Source organism: Pseudoalteromonas shioyasakiensis (genome assembly GCA_013391845.1).
Taxonomy (GTDB): domain Bacteria; phylum Pseudomonadota; class Gammaproteobacteria; order Enterobacterales; family Alteromonadaceae; genus Pseudoalteromonas; species Pseudoalteromonas apostichopi.
On record CP058414.1, the window covers coordinates 276,530 to 294,948 of the forward strand.

The 18,419-nt window shown below is 41.6% G+C and carries 21 protein-coding genes and 1 pseudogene; 6 read left to right on the plus strand and 16 right to left on the minus strand.

What is annotated here, in order from left to right:
* Positions 1-37: 37 nt before the first annotated feature.
* From HYD28_01310 to murB, 3 genes and pseudogenes are all read right to left on the minus strand, one after another.
* A complete protein-coding gene (locus tag HYD28_01310) occupies positions 38-733 on the minus strand; it encodes a type III pantothenate kinase (GenBank protein ID QLE07720.1) in 696 nt (231 codons plus the stop codon).
* Positions 730-1,722, minus strand: coding sequence for a bifunctional biotin--[acetyl-CoA-carboxylase] ligase/biotin operon repressor BirA (gene birA / locus HYD28_01315; GenBank protein ID QLE07721.1), 993 nt, complete (start codon positions 1,720-1,722; stop codon positions 730-732). Before birA ends, HYD28_01310 begins: the two co-directional genes overlap by 4 nt.
* Positions 1,719-2,730, minus strand: a pseudogene (murB, locus tag HYD28_01320) (UDP-N-acetylmuramate dehydrogenase). The gene birA and the pseudogene murB overlap by 4 nt, the downstream one beginning before the upstream one ends.
* A gap of 145 nt (positions 2,731-2,875) precedes the next feature.
* Here murB and HYD28_01325 point away from each other — a divergent pair.
* A complete protein-coding gene (locus HYD28_01325) occupies positions 2,876-4,720 on the plus strand; it encodes a M1 family metallopeptidase (protein QLE07722.1) in 1,845 nt (614 codons plus the stop codon).
* 53 nt (positions 4,721-4,773) lie between these two features.
* Here HYD28_01325 and HYD28_01330 read toward each other — a convergent pair whose 3' ends face one another.
* Positions 4,774-5,397 carry a DUF2057 domain-containing protein gene (locus HYD28_01330; protein QLE07723.1) on the minus strand — a complete coding sequence of 208 codons (624 nt, stop codon included), beginning with the start codon at positions 5,395-5,397 and terminating at the stop codon, positions 4,774-4,776.
* 105 nt (positions 5,398-5,502) lie between these two features.
* Here HYD28_01330 and HYD28_01335 point away from each other — a divergent pair, with 105 nt between their 5' ends.
* The 3 genes from HYD28_01335 (at position 5,503) to HYD28_01345 (ending at position 9,030) form a co-directional block, all read left to right on the plus strand.
* Positions 5,503-5,874 carry a histidine triad nucleotide-binding protein gene (locus tag HYD28_01335; GenBank protein ID QLE07724.1) on the plus strand — a complete coding sequence of 124 codons (372 nt, stop codon included), beginning with the start codon at positions 5,503-5,505 and terminating at the stop codon, positions 5,872-5,874.
* A 230-nt stretch (positions 5,875-6,104) separates the two neighbouring features.
* Positions 6,105-6,761 carry a response regulator transcription factor gene (locus tag HYD28_01340; protein ID QLE07725.1) on the plus strand — a complete coding sequence of 219 codons (657 nt, stop codon included), beginning with the start codon at positions 6,105-6,107 and terminating at the stop codon, positions 6,759-6,761.
* A gap of 112 nt (positions 6,762-6,873) precedes the next feature.
* Positions 6,874-9,030, plus strand: a complete 2,157-nt coding sequence (locus HYD28_01345; GenBank protein ID QLE07726.1) for a response regulator — start codon at positions 6,874-6,876, stop codon at positions 9,028-9,030.
* Between the two features lie 128 nt (positions 9,031-9,158).
* Here HYD28_01345 and rpsQ read toward each other — a convergent pair whose 3' ends face one another.
* The 11 genes from rpsQ to rpsJ are packed head-to-tail and all read right to left on the minus strand — an operon-like array spanning position 9,159 to position 14,126.
* Positions 9,159-9,416, minus strand: a complete 258-nt coding sequence (rpsQ, locus tag HYD28_01350) for a 30S ribosomal protein S17 (protein ID QLE07727.1) — start codon at positions 9,414-9,416, stop codon at positions 9,159-9,161.
* Complete coding sequence (rpmC, locus tag HYD28_01355; GenBank protein QLE07728.1) at positions 9,416-9,607, minus strand: 50S ribosomal protein L29; 192 nt, start codon at positions 9,605-9,607, stop codon at positions 9,416-9,418. Before rpmC ends, rpsQ begins: the two co-directional genes overlap by 1 nt.
* Positions 9,607-10,020 (minus strand): 50S ribosomal protein L16, encoded by a 414-nt coding sequence (rplP, locus tag HYD28_01360; GenBank protein ID QLE07729.1) that lies wholly within the window; start codon positions 10,018-10,020, stop codon positions 9,607-9,609. The genes rpmC and rplP overlap by 1 nt, the downstream gene beginning before the upstream one ends.
* A gap of 12 nt (positions 10,021-10,032) precedes the next feature.
* Positions 10,033-10,734, minus strand: a complete 702-nt coding sequence (gene rpsC / locus HYD28_01365) for a 30S ribosomal protein S3 (protein QLE07730.1) — start codon at positions 10,732-10,734, stop codon at positions 10,033-10,035.
* Between the two features lie 11 nt (positions 10,735-10,745).
* A complete protein-coding gene (gene rplV, locus HYD28_01370; protein ID QLE07731.1) occupies positions 10,746-11,078 on the minus strand; it encodes a 50S ribosomal protein L22 in 333 nt (110 codons plus the stop codon).
* Between the two features lie 14 nt (positions 11,079-11,092).
* Positions 11,093-11,371, minus strand: a complete 279-nt coding sequence (gene rpsS / locus HYD28_01375; protein ID QLE07732.1) for a 30S ribosomal protein S19 — start codon at positions 11,369-11,371, stop codon at positions 11,093-11,095.
* 16 nt (positions 11,372-11,387) lie between these two features.
* On the minus strand, positions 11,388-12,212 hold the full coding sequence (gene rplB, locus HYD28_01380) for a 50S ribosomal protein L2 (GenBank protein QLE07733.1): 825 nt from the start codon (positions 12,210-12,212) through the stop codon (positions 11,388-11,390).
* Positions 12,213-12,229: 17 nt separating this feature from the next.
* Complete coding sequence (gene rplW / locus HYD28_01385) at positions 12,230-12,532, minus strand: 50S ribosomal protein L23 (GenBank protein QLE07734.1); 303 nt, start codon at positions 12,530-12,532, stop codon at positions 12,230-12,232.
* Positions 12,529-13,134 (minus strand): 50S ribosomal protein L4, encoded by a 606-nt coding sequence (gene rplD / locus HYD28_01390; protein ID QLE07735.1) that lies wholly within the window; start codon positions 13,132-13,134, stop codon positions 12,529-12,531. The genes rplW and rplD overlap by 4 nt, the downstream gene beginning before the upstream one ends.
* Before the next feature lie 17 nt (positions 13,135-13,151).
* Positions 13,152-13,787 carry a 50S ribosomal protein L3 gene (rplC, locus tag HYD28_01395; GenBank protein QLE07736.1) on the minus strand — a complete coding sequence of 212 codons (636 nt, stop codon included), beginning with the start codon at positions 13,785-13,787 and terminating at the stop codon, positions 13,152-13,154.
* A 27-nt stretch (positions 13,788-13,814) separates the two neighbouring features.
* Positions 13,815-14,126: a 30S ribosomal protein S10 gene (gene rpsJ, locus HYD28_01400; protein ID QLE07737.1), complete on the minus strand. Its 312-nt coding sequence runs from the start codon at positions 14,124-14,126 to the stop codon at positions 13,815-13,817.
* 431 nt (positions 14,127-14,557) lie between these two features.
* Between rpsJ and plsB the strand changes: the two genes are divergently transcribed.
* Positions 14,558-17,008: a glycerol-3-phosphate 1-O-acyltransferase PlsB gene (plsB, locus tag HYD28_01405; protein ID QLE07738.1), complete on the plus strand. Its 2,451-nt coding sequence runs from the start codon at positions 14,558-14,560 to the stop codon at positions 17,006-17,008.
* Here plsB and tesB read toward each other — a convergent pair.
* On the minus strand, positions 17,005-17,862 hold the full coding sequence (gene tesB, locus HYD28_01410) for an acyl-CoA thioesterase II (GenBank protein QLE07739.1): 858 nt from the start codon (positions 17,860-17,862) through the stop codon (positions 17,005-17,007). The genes plsB and tesB overlap by 4 nt on opposite strands.
* 79 nt (positions 17,863-17,941) lie before the next feature.
* Between tesB and HYD28_01415 the strand changes: the two genes are divergently transcribed.
* Positions 17,942-18,400: an EVE domain-containing protein gene (locus HYD28_01415; protein ID QLE07740.1), complete on the plus strand. Its 459-nt coding sequence runs from the start codon at positions 17,942-17,944 to the stop codon at positions 18,398-18,400.
* Positions 18,401-18,419: the final 19 nt, after the last annotated feature.

Below are 18,419 nucleotides of genomic sequence, written 5' to 3' on the forward strand. Positions count from 1 at the left end.
TAAACGCTCACTATTCAGACAAATACCCATACTTTTACTATTTTGTGGCTATTTCATGCCAATAATTTAGCCCTTTAAAAACCAGTAAGCTGTCAAATTTAGCATCTATAAATGAATCTGCTAACAGTTTGCCATAGCCACCAGCAAATAATAGCTGACAATCTTGTTGGTTAAGATGTTGTTTTGCTAGCTCGATTGCACCTAGGGTAGCAACCATGGCACCATTTTTTAGACCATTTGGAGTATTACGCCCTAAATCTGTAGTAAAGGGTATTTGTTTATCATCAAATACCCGCTGCGTGTTTTGGGTAAGTGAAGACGTCATTAAATCAAGACCGGGTAAAATCCAGCCCCCTAAATGCGCCCCTTCTTTGTTGAGCACATCGATTGTCGTTGCGGTACCGGCATCGATAATGATGCAGTTTTGCTGAGGATATTCTACATACGCAGCTATCACCGCGAGCCAGCGATCAATTCCTAAGTTTTGAAACTGCTGATAGGCGCAGGTTAACATAGCGAGTTTAGCTGTCACCTCTGCTTCAAAGTAAGGAACAGCATGTTGCTGCGCCTGTGCCAATAAAGGTTTAAGTAGCTCAGCGCTACCCACGCAGGCATATACCAGCTCTTTTATTTGTAACCAAGGTAAATTGCTGAGCTCACATGCTTGATAACCCTTACCATCAAATAAAACGGCTTTAATTGCGGTATTGCCAACATCCACTAATAGTTTCATAGCTCAGCCTTACGTAATGAAATTTCACCACCATAATAACTTTTTACTTCGCCATCTTGACGAATGCGCACGCCACCTTGGTTATCAATCCCTTCGCAAATGCCACGCCAGCTTCGATGACCAGTATTTAGCTCAACGCACTCGCCTGCAAATGCATTTAACTGATTCCACTGTAGATACATACCGTTTAAACCTGATTGCTGATACTGGGTTAAGCGTTTTTCTAAATAAAAGCACAAATAAGCCACCAGCTTGTTTTTATCTAACCCCTTTACATGCTGGCTTAAGTCAGTCCATGCTTGATCTATGTGTTGGCTAACACTTTCTGGCATATGTAAGTTGATACCTATACCTATTACAAGCTGGCAAGGTCCTTGTGGTTGACCATCAAGTTCAACTAATACACCTGCTAATTTTTCACGGTTTAAGTAGATATCATTTGGCCATTTAAGCTCTACATCCAATTGGTACAAGGCTTTAAGTGTATCGTAAACAGCCAGCCCAACAGCAATAGATACCCCCATAGCAGCTTGCAAACCATCATCCAAACGCCAAAAATAACTAAAGTATAAGTTTGCACCAAACGGAGATTGCCAAACGCGCCCACGGCGTCCTCTTCCAGCTTGCTGCATTTCTGCAACTAACACGCTACCAGATGGCAGTGGTACCTCTGTTTGCAAACGGCGCATAAGCTCACTGTTAGTTGAATCAATAATTGGCTGCACTTCGACCTCAGCGGTGCTGCCACCCAATACAGTATAATACTGGCCGATTTTATCTTTGTTCAGTAAGCCTGCACTATTGTTAAGGCAATACCCTTTACCAGTGACCTTGAAAATATCGAGCCCCATTTCCTGTAACGAGTGAATATGTTTACCCACTGCTGCGCGGCTAATACCAAGTTGCTCACCCAATTGCTGACCAGAAATAAAACCACCAGTATTCAGAGCATGTAAAATAGCGAGCTTATTACCGTCTGGTGCTTTCATAATGAAGCTCCTAATTCAATGTGACACTCATGAACGGCATTAATCAGTCGTACTTCGTGTTGTAGAGCAATCTGATATTTTTGCCAAACTTGTTGTTGAACATGTTTTACCATGGCAATTAAATCATCGCCTGTACTATTACCATGATTGACTAGCACTAACGCTTGCTGTTGATGAACCTCAATACCTGCGATTTTACAACCTTTTAATCCTGCTTGTTCAATCAACCATCCTGCCGCAACCTTATGGTGCTCAGCATCAACAAAGTAATGAGGTAACTCAGGATACTGTTTTAAAAGTAACGCAAGTTGCTCATTACTGATCACTGGGTTTTTAAAAAAGCTGCCAGCATTCGCAAGTTTGTTTGGATTTGGTAATTTACTGCTTCTAGTTGCGATGATTTGCTCAAACACCTGCTGAGGAGAGGGAGCTGAAAGCTGTTGCAATGGTCCATAACTAAGCACTGGCTGCCATTTTTTAGGTAACAGCAACCCTACTTGGGTGATCACAGCTTTATTTTTCAAGGCATGTTTGAATATAGAATCACGATAGCCAAATTGGCATTCATTCTTAGCTAAGCGGTTTATCGTTTTGGTTGCAATATCAAAGTACTCAACATAACTAACAAACTTTTCAAGCTCCACACCATAAGCACCAATATTTTGCACTGGCGCAGCCCCAACAGTACCTGGAATTAAAGCAAGGTTTTCAAGCCCAGGCATTTCATTGGCAACGGTCATAGAGACTAATTGGTGCCAGTTTTCTCCGGCTGCGATGTGCAATAAAAAGCCATCACTTTGCTGCTCTATATCTATGCCCTTCGTGTTCATGTGGATCACAGAAACCTTGGTAGTCAGATAAAAACACCGTATTACTACCTTCACCTAAAATACAAAATGGCTTAGAAAAGTCTGTGCTTAAAAGCTGATCCACTTCATCAATTTGATAAAAATGCTGGCATTGGCTAGGCAAAGAAAAGGTATGAAAAGATTGCAGGGACTGAGCCACAAAACGCCTCAAAGGTTACCGGTAACTAATCGCATTAGTGTAACCTATCGTCGCAAAATACGCATTAGATTGTAAAAATCACTCAACCCACTGCACTAATCATGTTATAAAACGAGCTCTTTTTCATTTCCGTTCCAGGGTTATTATGAAGTTTAAACCATTACTTTTAAGTCTTGCTATGGCCGGTGCTTGCTCTCAAGCAACTGCAGATGCAATCAGCCAGCACACTTACGCAAACTTAGATGACGTAACAACCACTCACCTACTACTAGATTTAGATGTTGATTTTGATGACAAACAACTTGAAGGTTTTGTTGAGCACACGCTAGATTGGCACAATGCAACAAGCAAAACGCTAGTACTTGATACACGCGATTTAGATATCGACAAAGTAATGTATCAAGATCAAAAAGGCAGCTGGCACAAGGCTGACTTCACCCTTGCTGCACGTGATGACGTGAAGGGCTCAAAATTAACAATTAAATTTAAAAGCCAAGCGGTTAAAGCTCGTATTTACTACAACAGCCGCCCAGAAGCTTCAGGTTTACAGTGGTTAACGCCAGAGCAAACAGCCAGTAAATCACACCCATTTATGTACAGCCAATCACAAGCAATTCATGCTCGTAGCTGGATCCCAGTACAAGATACGCCAGCAATGCGCGTAACATACTCGGCACGTATTCACACCCCTAAAGACATTCGTGCGGTAATGAGTGCTGATAATAAAGATGCTCTTTATAAAGACGGCGATTACTTATTTAATATGCCACAACCAATTTCGCCATACTTAATCGCAATTGGTGCTGGTAATTTAGAATTTAAAGCCATGTCTAAGCAAACAGGTATCTTTGCTGAGCCAACAATTTTAGATGCATCTGTTGCTGAGTTTAACGACACACAAGCGATGATCGATAAAACTAACGCTATGTATGGTGAATACGCATGGGGTCGTTATGACTTATTAATGCTACCACCAAGCTTCCCATTTGGTGGCATGGAAAACCCACGCTTATCTTTCATCACCCCAACAGTTGTTGCTGGTGATAAAAGCTTAGTAAACCTAATTGCTCACGAGCTTGCTCACTCTTGGTCTGGTAACTTAGTGACTAATGCGACGTGGGAAGACTTATGGCTAAATGAAGGTTTCACGTCTTACGTTGAAAACCGCATTATGGAAGAAGTGTTTGGCCGTGACCGTGCAGTTATGGAACAAGCGCTTGATGCAGCCGGCTTACGTGCATTACTTAAAACTCTGCCAGCACCAGATACGCGCCTTAACTTAAAACTTAATGGCCGCGATCCTGATGATGCATTTAGCTCAGTGCCTTACACTAAAGGTCAGCTTTTCTTAATTTATCTTGAAAACAAATTTGGCCGTGACAAGTTCGACCCATTCGTAAAAGGTTACTTTGACCAGTTTGCGTTTAAGTCTCTTACAACAGCTCAATTTGTTACTTACTTAAAAGCCAACCTTATCGACAAATATCCTGGCGTAGTGAGCATGGATAAAGTCAATGAATGGATCTTTGAGCCTGGTTTACCAAGCGATGCACCGAATCCAACCTCTGATGCCTTCGATAAAGTTGATGCAGTAACCAAAACATGGTTAAACGGTGAGATCAGTGCAGCCCAATTACCAACAGCAGATTGGTCAGTTCATGAGTGGCTACACTTTTTAAATAATCTTCCTCGCGATTTAAGCATTGCAAAAATGACTGAGCTGGATAATCAATTCAACCTAACACAGTCAACTAATGCAGAGCGCGCTTTCGCATGGTTTATGCTAGCGGTAGGTAATGGTTATCAACCTATCTACCCTGCTTTAGATAAACATCTATCAGGCATCGGTCGCCGTAAATTAATTGTGCCACTCTATAAAGCACTTATTAAAAATGGTAGAAAAGACTGGGCACATGATGTGTACTTAAAAGCACGTCCGGGTTACCACCCACTTGCACAAGGTACTGTTGACGACTTATTTGCAAAGTAAGTCATCAAACACAAAAAAGGCGCTGAAAATCAGCGCCTTTTTTAATTCTTTTATTAGTTACTTACTTTTTGTAAGAAGGCACGGCGCTCTTCAGGGCTTGCTTGTTGCCACCAAAATTCAAGCATCGCAGCCGCATTTGGCATATTTTTAAGTCCTGCTTGTCCGCCGGGTACTTTTGCAGGCAATGTAACAGGTTTTGCAGTCGCAGGCTTGTTGCTTGTAGCAGCAACTGGGGCGCTTGCCACAGCTTGTACAGGCGTGCTTGATACACGATAGCTAACTATAGATAAAGGCACAGCAAGTTCACTGCCCTTGGCTTTTAAGCTTACTTGCGGTGATTCAGCAAATACTTCTGCGGCTACAGCATTATTGGCACGATTGAACACTAAATCATAGTCTTTGCCACTTTCCACCGTGAGCTCAACCCAAAACGGCTCAGACTCAACAACTTGATGGTCATCGTATCCTTGTTCGTATAGATCTGTGTATTTCATCTTCACTTTGTATGTACCAGGAGCAAGCTCAACATCGTCAACACGACTGAAAAACGACTGCTCAATAAGGCGCTCTCCAACTTGTAAAGGTACAAACTCTTCTGGAAAGTGAATAGTCTCAGCTACACTGCTAAAACTGTTAAATAGCATTAACGCACTACTCAGTAATACTAACTTACGCATGTTCACTCCTTGGTTGTTCAACTTGCGGCAGTTTCAGTTTGACACTGCAAATAAAGTTTGTCATTAGTGGGTGGTCATTTAACCACATTTATAAGAGAGCTAAGTATGAGCCAAGAGACTATTTTTACAAAGATTATTAACCGAGAGATCCCAGCTGATATTATTTATGAAGATGAGCTATCACTGGCTTTTAAAGATATCAACCCGCAAGCCCCTTTTCATGTACTGATCATCCCAAAAACTCCAATAGCGACAATTAACGATGTTACAGAAGAAAATGCAGCTTTAGTCGGTCACTTATATGTGGTTGCAGCAAAGCTCGCCAAGCAATTTGGCTTTAGTGAAGACGGTTTTCGCGTCGTAATGAACTGTAATGACCATGGTGGACAAACTGTGTACCATATACATCTACACATGCTAGCAGGTAAAGAAATGGGCTGGCCTCCATATCAAGATAAGAAAAAACAACCGATCTAATACTTTGATATGTAAACAATTGTAAAAACTAGCACAAACATATTATTTTCGGCTATAATAATTATATATCAGTTAGTTAACATACTGCACTTTGTTAACTAACTGTAATTTTTGACAGAAAACAGACACAAACTGTACTTTTCCTGCACAACTCTCAGAAATTTCTAATACGAAAGGGGTGGATTGCGTGATAGGATTTAACTGTCAACTTTATTCAAGAGTGTATATATATGAGTAGTTCAGCCTTTTTATTATTAGATCCAGAGCCAATTAACACTATTGGCATAAACGTATTAGAGCCATTGTTAAAAACACAAGGACTTGCAGTGACATCTGGTACTGATATCTCTGAAGTACCAGAAGGAACACGCTTGTTATTTATTGAAACTTCAAGCACTGATCCGTGGGGTAAGTTAAAAGAACAACTAGTTAATCTTCGAATGAAATGCGATATCGTACTGTTTAACTTAGATGAAAACCCTGAACTTGCTAACCGTGCTCTATTAAGTGGTATTCGTGGTGTATTTTACACAACAGATAATGCAGATGTGTTAATGAAAGGCATTCGTTTATTACTTGAAGATCAACTATGGTACCGCCGCGATATCATGTGTAACGCACTAAATCGTATGTTGCAGTTCAATAAAGATGCACTCCACAAATTGACAGATGGTGATATCGAACCGGTTAAACTTACTAAACGTGAAAAAGCAATTATCTCACTAATGAGTAAAGGCTCGAAGAATAAAGAAATTGCTGAAGACTTAAGCATCAGCCCACATACAGTTAAAACTCATTTATATAGTGCATTTAGAAAAACTAAATGTCGTAACCGTATCGAGCTATTGTCTTGGGCACAGCAAAATATTCCAGACGAAATTCGTTAAACCAAACATCCTACTAATTAAAACAGACGCAGCCGCGTCTGTTTTTGTTTCTGGTTGCTAAACACTGCAATTGACTTTATGCTCAAACTGATTGCAAAACACCGGAAATACAATGCTCGATTCTGTTACTTTATATTACGCCAGTGCAGCCATGATGGCAGTGATGACCCTTCTTAACTATCTTACATGGCGAACCAATAAAAAAACTCCGGGTACTTTACTTTATATTTTCTATCCTTTAGTGATGTTTGCATCAGTAATGAGTTTTGCATTACATGGCCACATCAATAATATTGCCAGTGTTGGCATTGCAAATACGTTGCTCTTTAGTGCTTCCATTATTCATGTACTCGCTATTTGCCAGTTTTTAAATGCCAAATGCGTTGGCTTTAAAACCTTTATTGCTATTACCGTCGTACTAGCTATCAGCATAATTTACCTTGCCTCCGACAGCGCAGAATTACGTAGTCGAATTCTGGTTTCAGACCTTCAACATATCGTTGAGGTACTATTTTTACTGGCTTTATTCATTCGTAATGGTCGTAAAAGTTACCCAAATGGCAGTATTGTTTATATTTTAATTCTCAGCATTCTTCTAGCGGTTTTCACAGGCCGTACTGTAATGATGGAAAATGTCACTGCAGCTAATCTACTATCTACAAATTGGTTTAGTATCCCTTTGTTGATAAATGGCGTCATCGCGCCGATCTTTTACGCAACAGGTATGGCACTTTTATGTAATGAACGTCGCGAACAAAACTTAAACCAATTAGCCGAAAAAGCGCATAAAGATCTAGAAATACGTGGCTTATTCTTATCAACTATCAGCCATGAGATACGCACACCATTAAATGGAATTTTAGGAAGTGCACAGTTAATAATGAATCAGTCGAGTGACCCACGAGATAAGCCTTACTGTGAGGCGATAATTAACTCAGCTGAATCACTAAACCTATTGGTAGATAAAGTACTCGACTATGCAAGCCTCGACCAACGTGATGAAGCGCTTTACGAAGAAGACGTAGAGTTTAAAACCTGGCTCAATAACCTCTGCCTTTTACTAAGCCCTTTAGCAGAGCAAAAACACTTAAAATTTGAACTTATTTACAACCTACCCGAACAAGCATGTTATTACTGCGACCAACAAAAACTCAGGCAAGTAATTATTAATCTTGTTGGAAATGCGATTAAATTTACCGACCACGGTGCCGTGAAAATCCATGTTAAACTGCTAAATGAAGGTCAATTAGATCACCTTGTGCGTGTTAGTGTAATAGACTCAGGTCCAGGTATTGAAGATGAAGAGATTGCATACCTAACAGAACCTTATGTACAAAGCAGCGCAGGTAAAGAAAAAGGCGGAACGGGCCTTGGCTTAGCGATCACCAGTCGTTTACTCGAAAAATTAGGCAGTAAACTGATTATTGAAAGTGAACTAGATAAAGGCAGTACTTTCAGCTTTGATATTCCTCTTGCTATTGGTGAACTCAGCTTAGTTGAACAACGCCATCAATCAAAAGATTACGTAACCGGTCTTGATGTTTTATTAGTTGAAGATCTCGATTTAAACCAGAAAATTGCCATTGAATTTATGGCCGATGATGAACACAAAATTAAGCTTGCTAAAGATGGTACCAGCGCAATTGAACTGATGCAGAAACATCACTTTGATGTAGTATTATTGGATATGAATTTACCAGATCTAACTGGCCAAGAAGTGCTGAAAAAGCTAAAAAATATTGACCATTTAAACCAACGAACCCCTGTATTAGCGTTTACCGCAAGCCTTAGTCCGGATGAAATTAAAGAGTACTTAGCACTCGGTATTAAAGACATTGTAGGCAAGCCAATAAAGCAGCAAAAACTACGCCAAGCGCTCAGTGATTCACAAACGAATCAAGCAGCAAGTATTGCCGTAGAACTGCGTGATACACTTTATGATGAAACGGCCGCAGCCACTCTTGTAAGTTCATTCAATGAAGATGAGATGTCATCAATTTACAACGAGTTTGTACTCTCAGCTAGAAACAAACTGATCCGCTGCCAGCAGCTCGTCGAAGACGATAAAGATCAGTGTATCAAGCTACTCCACCGCCAAGCTAGCACAGCTTTGCAACTAGGCTTTAACCGCTATGGTTTAGAACTTAAGAAAATTGAGCGTAAGCTACTCGATAACAAACCTTTGAAGGATTCATTAACTGATGCCATGGTACTTTGGCAAGAAAGCCTACAAGCCTATTTAAAGCATGTGAGAAATGAATTGGCATAGCGGTAACAAACTTGAGTTAATGAACTCAAGTTAAAAAGCCACTCTCTCGATCAGCATATTGCTGTATTTTAAAAACAAAAAGCCCCAGCAGATGCCGAGGCTTTTTAGTAAGGAAACTTAATTAAAAATTAAGCTTTCTTTGGACGCTCAACAACGTCTACTAAAGTCCAAGACTTAGTCTTAGAAATAGGAGCGCACTCAGAAATAGTAACTACGTCACCAGTTTGAGCTGTGTTGTTTTCGTCATGTACGTGTAGTTTAGTCGTACGTTTGATGAATTTACCATATACTGGATGCTTCACGTAACGTGCGATAGCAACAGTGAAAGATTTGTCCATCTTGTCGCTGATTACACGGCCTTGAAGAGTACGGATTTTATCGCTCATTATTGACCTGCCTTCTGGTTAATAACTGTTTTTACACGCGCGATATCGCGACGTACTGTTCTTAGCGTGTGTGTCTGAGCTAACTGACCAGTGCTTGCTTGCATGCGCAGGTTGAACTGCTCACGAAGAAGTCCTAGAAGTTCAGCATTTAGCTCTTCTACGCTTTTGTCTTTTAGTTCGCTAGCTTTCATTACATCACCGTCCGAGTTACGAAAGTTGTTGTGAATGGTAATTTACGCGCTGCAAGGTTGAATGCTTCACGAGCAAGCTCTTCAGAAACACCTTCCATTTCGTAAAGTACTTTACCAGGTTGAATTTCAGCAACCCAATATTCAACAGAACCTTTACCTTTACCCATACGAACTTCTAATGGTTTGTTCGTAATTGGCTTATCTGGGAATACACGAATCCAGATTTTACCTTGACGCTTTACGTGACGTGTCATAGCACGACGAGCTGCTTCGATTTGACGAGCAGTCATACGGCCACGGCCAGTAGCTTTCAAACCGAAAGTACCGAAGCTTACTTTGTTACCGTTTTGCGCTAAACCGCGGTTGCGGCCTTTGTGCATTTTACGGAATTTTGTACGTTTTGGCTGTAACATTACTCGCTACCTCTACTTAGCACTTTTTTTGGCTTTCTTTGGCGCGCGTTTAGCTGGCTTCTCTTGCTCTTGTACTAGTGGTAAACCACCAATAACTTCGCCTTTGAAGATCCAAACTTTAACACCAATGATACCATAAGTGGTTAAGGCTTCAGAAGTTGCGTAGTCGATATCAGCACGAAGAGTATGTAGAGGTACACGACCTTCACGATACCATTCTGAACGTGCGATCTCAGCACCGCCAAGACGACCGCTAACTTCAACTTTGATACCCTTTGCACCAATGCGCATTGCATTTTGTACCGAACGCTTCATAGCGCGACGGAACATAACACGACGCTCTAGCTGTGACGCAATACCGTCAGCTACTAGTTGTGCATCAAGTTCAGGCTTACGAACTTCAGCGATATTAATCTGAGCCGGAACACCTGCAATCTTAGTTACTGCTTGACGTAGTTTTTCAACGTCTTCGCCTTTTTTACCGATAACAACACCAGGACGAGCTGTGTGAATTGTTACACGGATAGATTTAGCTGGACGCTCAATAACGATTTTAGACACAGAAGCCGCTTTTAATTCCTTAGTAAGGAATGTACGTACTTTGTGATCGCCAAAAAGCTGATCAGAGAAATCTTTTGAATTCGCGTACCAGGTAGAAACCCAAGGTTTAGAGATACCTAGGCGAATACCAGTAGGATGAACTTTTTGTCCCATTACTTATACTCCTAGCTATCTGAAACCACAACAGTGATGTGGCTTGTACGCTTAAGGATGCGGTCTGCGCGTCCTTTAGCACGTGGCATAATACGCTTCATTGTTGGACCATCGTCCACAAAGATCGTAGTTACACGAAGCTCATCAATGTCAGCACCTTCGTTATGCTCTGCGTTAGCAATAGCAGACTCAAGTACTTTCTTAACTAATACAGCCGCTTTTTTAGGGCTGTACGCCAGGATTTCTAGAGCGCGATCAACCGGAAGTCCGCGGATCTGATCTGCAACTAGACGTGCTTTTTGCGCCGAACCAGAGGCGAATTTATGTTTAGCTAATGCTTGCATTTATCATTCCCCTCTTAACGTTTCTTCGCTTTCTTATCCGCAGCGTGACCGCGGTAAGTGCGAGTTGGTGCAAATTCACCTAGTTTGTGACCGATCATTTCGTCTGTGATGAACACAGGAACGTGCTGACGACCATTATGGACAGCGATGGTCAATCCGATCATGTTAGGTATGATCATTGAACGACGGCTCCAAGTTTTAATTGGCTTCTTGTCACCGCTTTCCAACGCTTTCTCTACCTTCTTCAGCAAGTGTAGGTCAATAAAAGGACCTTTCTTGAGAGAACGTGGCATGGCTATTCCTCAACTATTATTTAGTACGACGACGTACGATAAATTTATCAGTACGCTTGTTCTTACGTGTCTTAGCACCTTTAGTCGGTTTACCCCATGGAGACACAGGATGACGACCACCAGATGTACGACCTTCACCACCACCGTGCGGGTGATCTACCGGGTTCATGGCAACACCACGAACTGTCGGACGGATACCACGCCAGCGATTTGCACCAGCTTTACCTAGTGAACGAAGCATATGCTCAGCATTACCTACTTCACCAAGCGTTGCGCGACAGTCAGATAGAACTTTACGAACTTCGCCAGAACGAAGACGTAGAGTTACGTATTGACCTTCACGAGCAAGGATTTGAACGTATGCACCAGCAGAACGTGCGATTTGCGCACCTTTACCTGGTTTTAATTCTACGTTGTGAACAGTCGAACCTACAGGCATGTTACGCATTGGTAACGTGTTACCAGCTTTGATTGGTGCATCAATACCAGATTGGATTGAATCACCAGCTTTTAAGCCTTTAGGTGCAATAATGTAACGACGCTCACCGTCTGCATATAATACAAGAGCGATGTTTGCGCTACGGTTTGGATCATACTCTAGACGCTCAACAACAGCTGGAATGCCATCTTTAGTGCGTTTAAAGTCGATTACACGGTAATGATGCTTATGACCACCACCGATGTGACGAACCGTGATACGACCTTTGTTATTACGACCACCAGACTTAGAGTTTTTCTCTAGTAGTGGTGCGTAAGGTTTACCCTTATGTAGATCTGGGTTAACCACTTTAACCAGGTGACGACGACCCGCAGAAGTTGGTTTACACTTTTGAAGTGCCATAATTCTAACTCCCCTTATTACTCGGCGCCGCCGACAAAGTCTAGCTCGCTACCTTCTTTAAGAGTAACGTAAGCTTTCTTCCAGTCTGAACGACGACCGAAACGCATGCCAGTACGTTTTGTTTTACCCTTAACGTTTAGTGTGCGAACACCAGTTACTTCTACTTCAAAAAGCTTTTCTGCTGCAGCTTTGATTTCAGCTTTAGTTGCATCAGAAGCTACTTTGAAAACAATCGTGTTGTTTTCTTCAGCAGCGATAGTGCTTTTTTCAGAGATGTGTGGAGCAAGGATCACTTTTAAAAGACGTTCTTCACGGATCATGCTAGCGCCTCCTCAAGTTGCTTAACAGCAGCAGCTGTAATAAGTACCTTATCGAAAGCGATTAGGCTTACAGGATCGATACCAGCTACATCACGCGTGTCAACCTTGTATAGGTTACGTGCCGATAAGAAAAGATTCTCATCTACTTCTTCAGTCACGATTAGAACATCTTTAAGCTCAAGTTCTTTAAGCTTAGCAACTAGTTCTTTAGTTTTTGGTGCTTCAAGACCAAACTGTTCAACAACGATTAAACGCTCTTGACGAACTAATTCAGATAAGATGCTTTTGATCGCACCGCGGTACATTTTACGGTTTACTTTTTGGCTGTGATCTTGTGGTTTAGCTGCGAAGCTAACGCCACCTGAACGCCAAATTGGGCTACGAATTGTACCAGCACGTGCACGGCCAGTACCTTTTTGAGACCATGGTTTTTTACCACCACCGCTTACTTCAGAACGTGTCTTCTGAGCACGAGTACCTTGACGAGCACCTGCTGCGTAAGCAACAACTACTTGGTGTACTAATGCTTCGTTAAACTCACGTCCAAAAGTAGCTTCAGAAACTTCAAGAGCGCCAGAAGCGTCTTTAATTGCTAATTCCATCACTAAATCTCCAGGACTTATGCTTTAACAGCTGGTTTAACGATAACGTCACCGCCGATAGCGCCAGGTACTGCACCTTTAACTAAAAGCAAGTTACGCTCAGCGTCAACGCGAACTAGTTCTAAGTTTTGAGTCGTTACACGCTCAGCACCCATGTGACCGGCCATTTTCTTACCTTTAAACACCTTACCAGGTGATTGGTTTTGACCGATTGAACCAGGAGCACGGTGAGATAGAGAGTTACCGTGAGTAGCGTCTTGCATGCTGAAGTTCCAGCGCTTAACACCACCTTGGAAACCTTTACCTTTAGAAGTACCGGTTACGTCAACTTTGTTGATTTCGTTGAATAATTCAACAGTAAGCTCAGCGCCTACTTCAAAATCGCCTTCACCACCATTTAGGCGGAATTCCCACAGACCGCGACCCGCTTCAACACCAGCTTTAGCGAAGTGACCCGCTGCTGCTTTGTTTACACGGCTTGCTTTTTTAGTGCCTGCGGTTACTTGAAGCGCGTTATAACCGTCAGTTGCTTCAGATTTGATCTGAGCAATACGGTTAGGAGTCGCTTCGATAACTGTCACAGGGATAGATACACCATCTTCAGTGAAGATACGTGTCATACCCACTTTACGACCGACTAGACCTAATGCCATTTTCCTAAAACCTCTCTAATCTTCCGATTAACCCAGGCTGATTTGAACATCAACACCAGCAGCAAGATCTAAACGCATAAGAGCGTCAACAGTCTTGTCAGTTGGTTCTACGATGTCGATCAGACGTTTATGGGTGCGGATTTCGTACTGATCACGCGCGTCTTTGTTAACGTGCGGTGAAGTTAGTACAGTAAAACGTTCAAAGCGTGTAGGTAGTGGGATTGGACCACGTACTTGTGCGCCAGTGCGTTTCGCAGTTTCCACGATTTCCGCCGTTGATTGGTCAATCAAACGGTGGTCAAAAGCTTTTAGGCGAATACGAATGCGTTGATTTGACATTCTTAAACCTCAATATAAAGAGCATTTAAAAAGAGCATAAAAAAACGACCGAAACATACTTATTAATTAAGATGTCGGCTGTTCTCTTATATCTACGTTGAATTCCAAATCGGAATTCCTGTTTATTAGCTTGAAATCCAAGCTTAATTTTTCCTTCCAAGTTCCCGAGGGAATTTTGAAAGCCTGCGTATTATAGATAGATTGGTGATAAATGCAACAACTATTTTGAAAATCCCAAAGGTCTAAATTAAATTTTGTTTATTTTTCGAACTTTATCAATAACATTAGCGTCTTTAAATTATACTTGGTTCGGTAAAGGAGCTAGAAAATCGCTTTTAAATGGTCAGTCCAGTTAATAATTGTTATTCTATGCTGCTTATTTTTGACCACACTCGGTCTATTTAATATCTACTAATAACTTTGGTGAGTTGATGCGTATCATTAATCGTTGTTTAAATTTCATTTCTGCCGGTATGAACCGCTTGTTTGTAAAAAGTAAGGTGCTACCAGAAAACCCGATTGAACAATACAATCTAAACCCAGCCAACCCGACCTTCTATATTGTTAGGCTTAATGCGCGTTCTGATTTAGCCGCACTCGCACGGGTATGTAAGAAATACGGTTTACCAGACCCAACCGAAGAACAGTTATTAGGTAATGCTGAACTTGATCGCTTTATTGGTATTCAAAACCCGCCACCGCTAATTGGTAACAAAAGCAAACCAAGCAATGCCCTGCAACAAGGCAAACAGATTATTGACCATCTGATGCAATCAGGTGAGAAAAACGTTCAAGTGATCCCAGTGACGATTTTATGGGGCAGAAACCCAGGAAAAGAAAAGCCAGGTTTGGGAACTTTGGTATCTCACTCATTAACACCTAGCTGGTTTCGTAAGTTCTTTGTGCTGCTATTCTCTGGCCGCGATAATTTTATTCGTTTTAGTCAGCCGCTCGACTTATCTTTATTAGTAAATGAAAAAGCCGATGTTGATGAGCTTCCGCATAAATTATTACGTGTAGCCCGTGTACACTTTCGCCGTCAAAAACTAGCAGCGACAGGCCCGAAGATGCCATCGCGTGAGCAGCTTTTTAATTCGCTACTTGCATCACCAACAATTAAAAAAGCAATTCAAATAGAAGCGAAAGAAAAGAACATTAGCCAAGAGCAAGCTCGCCAAAATGCCCTTAAATTACTTGATGAGATTGCCGCCAATTACAGCGATGCAACTATTCGTGTTGCAGACCGTATTTTAACTTGGCTTTGGAATAAACTTTATAACGGTATTGATATTAAGTTTTCTGAACAAGTGCATGAGCTTACAGATAAAGGTCACGAGATTATTTATATGCCATGTCACCGCTCGCATATGGATTACTTATTGCTGACCTACTCTATTTACCATTTGGGCTTGGTTCCGCCGCATATCGCCGCAGGTATCAACTTAAACTTCTTCCCAGCAGGTGGTATTTTCCGTCGTAGTGGTGCTTTCTTTATTCGCCGCTCATTCGCGGGCAATAAATTGTATTCATCTGTATTTAAAGAGTACCTGAGCCAGTTATTTATCAAAGGCTATTCAGTAAAGTTTTACACTGAGGGTGGCCGTAGCCGCACTGGTCGCTTGTTACCCCCAAAAACAGGCATGCTCGCCATGACGTTGCAAGCCATGCTACGTGGCATTGATCGCCCTATTTCGATTGTTCCTGTATACATTGGTTATGAGCACGTAATGGAAATTAATACCTACTTAAAAGAGCTTGCTGGTAACGATAAGAAAGGTGAGTCGGTATTAGGTATCTTTAAAGCGATAAAAAACCTAAAAAACTATGGCCGTGGTTACCTAAACTTTGGCGACCCTATTTCGATTAATCAATACCTAAATGATCAACAACCTGATTGGCGTGAATCTATTCACCCAACTGATGTTCAGAAACCACAATGGCTTGGACCGCAGGTCGCCGAACTTGCTGATAAGGTAATGGTTAATATTAATAGTGCTGCTGCACTAAATGCAGTGAATCTACTTGCCATGATTTTATTAGTTAATGATAAACATGCATTGAGTAGACCTAAGCTGATTGCTCAACTTGAGTTTTATCTTCATTTACAACGTAGCGCAAGTTACAGTGAAAAGGTGACCACACCAGACGAAAGCGCAGAACAGCTACTAGAGCATGCACTCAAACTTAATAAGTTTGATGTTATCAGTGATGAATTTGGCGAAATTATCGCTATCAACGATAAAGAAAAAACACTGTTTAACTACTACCGAAATAACGTATTGCACTTATTTGCAGTTCCAAGCTTATTGGCGCTGCATTTATTCAAGGCACACAAAACGACCTTAGCAGAGTGCCAAGCCTTAATTGCGCGTTTTTACCCGCTGTTTGCCAAAGAGTGGTTCCTACATGAGTTAGATGAAAACTACATTACTCGGGTTCTAGCAAGCTTCGTTGATCAAGATCTCATTGAAATTGATGGCGATAATATCAAGATCACCAACAGCAACGACTGTTTAGCAAAACTCGAAATGCTAGGTCGTGCCTTAAACCTAACGCTACAGCGTTACGCTATCGTGGTTGGCTTTATTCAAACTAGCAGTGGTATTGAGCGTGAAGAACTTGAACACGAAAGCCAAGTGTTAGCAGAGCGCTTAGGCACCTTGCATGGCATTAAAACCCCAGAGTTCTTTGATAAAAAAGTGCTTATTGGTTTTATTTCAAGCTTACGTGAGCAAAAGCTAATTACCGAAACAGAGCAAGGCTTAACGGGCAGCAATGAGCTGTGTGAAGTGTATTTATATCTTAAAGCATTGCTGCCAGCACGGGTCTGGCAGTCAATTGATGATATAGTGCAAAGCCAAGCTCAGCATTCAGAAAATTAACGCTGGCGCATGACCCCTTCTTGGATCGTTGAGGCAACCAAATTGCCTTGACGGTCAAAAAACTGACCTCGTACCAAACCACGACCAGAACTCGCACTTGGGCTATCAACTGAATATAAAATCCAATCATCAAGTCTAAAAGGACGGTGGAACCACATTGCATGGTCAATCGTCGCAACCTGCATATTCGGCTGCATAAACGATACACCGTGTGGCTGTAATGCGGTTGGTAAAAATTCAAAATCAGACGCGTACGCAAGTAAGTAATTATGAATACGCTGGTCATCAGGCATCTCACCATTTGCTTTAAACCAAATATGCTTAACTGGCTCCATAACTTGTGGTTTGAACGGGTTATGGAAAGTCACAGGACGCATTTCAATCGGTACTTCACGGATGAACTTATTACGAATTGGTTCAGGAATAAGCTCTGCATTTGCTTGGTAAAATTCAAGAGATGATTTTAATTCTTCAGGCTGAGGTACATCAGGCATCTGCGCTTGATGTGATAAGCCCTCTTCTTCACCTTGAAATGAGGCGGTCATGTAAAAAATCGGCTTACCGTATTGAATTGCTTTTACACGGCGAGTACTAAAGCTTTTACCATCACGAATATTCTCGACATCATAGACAATCGGCTTTGCTGCATCACCTGGGCGTAAAAAGTAAGAGTGTAAAGAGTGAACAATACGCCCTTGTGGTAATGTTTCTTTTGCTGCAGATAGGGCTTGCCCCATTACTTGACCACCGAATACAGCTCTAAACCCTAAATCTTGGCTTTGCCCGCGATACAAGCCTTGCTCAATCTCTTCTAACGACATTAATGACAGTAGGTCATCTAATACTTGGCTCATTTATTTATCCTCAATCCCGACAAGCGTTTAATGATACTATAGACTAATTGGAAGTAAATCTTTGTAAGAGCACCTAATTATGGCTTATTGGCTTTTTAAAACCGAACCCGATGCATTTTCAATTGATGATCTAAAAAACGCACCTGAGCAAACCTCTATGTGGGATGGCGTGCGTAATTATCAAGCCCGCAACTTTCTTCGCGATGGTATCAAGCAAGGTGACTTGGTGATGATTTATCATTCAAGTTGTAAACAGGTGGGTGTTGCAGGTATCGCTACGGTGACTCGCGAAGCTTATGCCGACCCAACACAGTTTGATTTAAATAGCGATTACTACGATGCCAAAGCAACCGCTGATAACCCGCGCTGGTTTGTGGTCGATGTGAAATATCAATCACACCTTAAAAAGCTAGTTAGCCTGCAAGCAATTAAAGCCAATGAGTCAATTACCGAAATAGCCCTTAAAAAAGGCGGACGACTGTCAGTAATGCCGGTAACCGAACATGATTGGCAACAGATCATAGCAATGAGCTATTAAAGTAGCGACCATTTTTAAT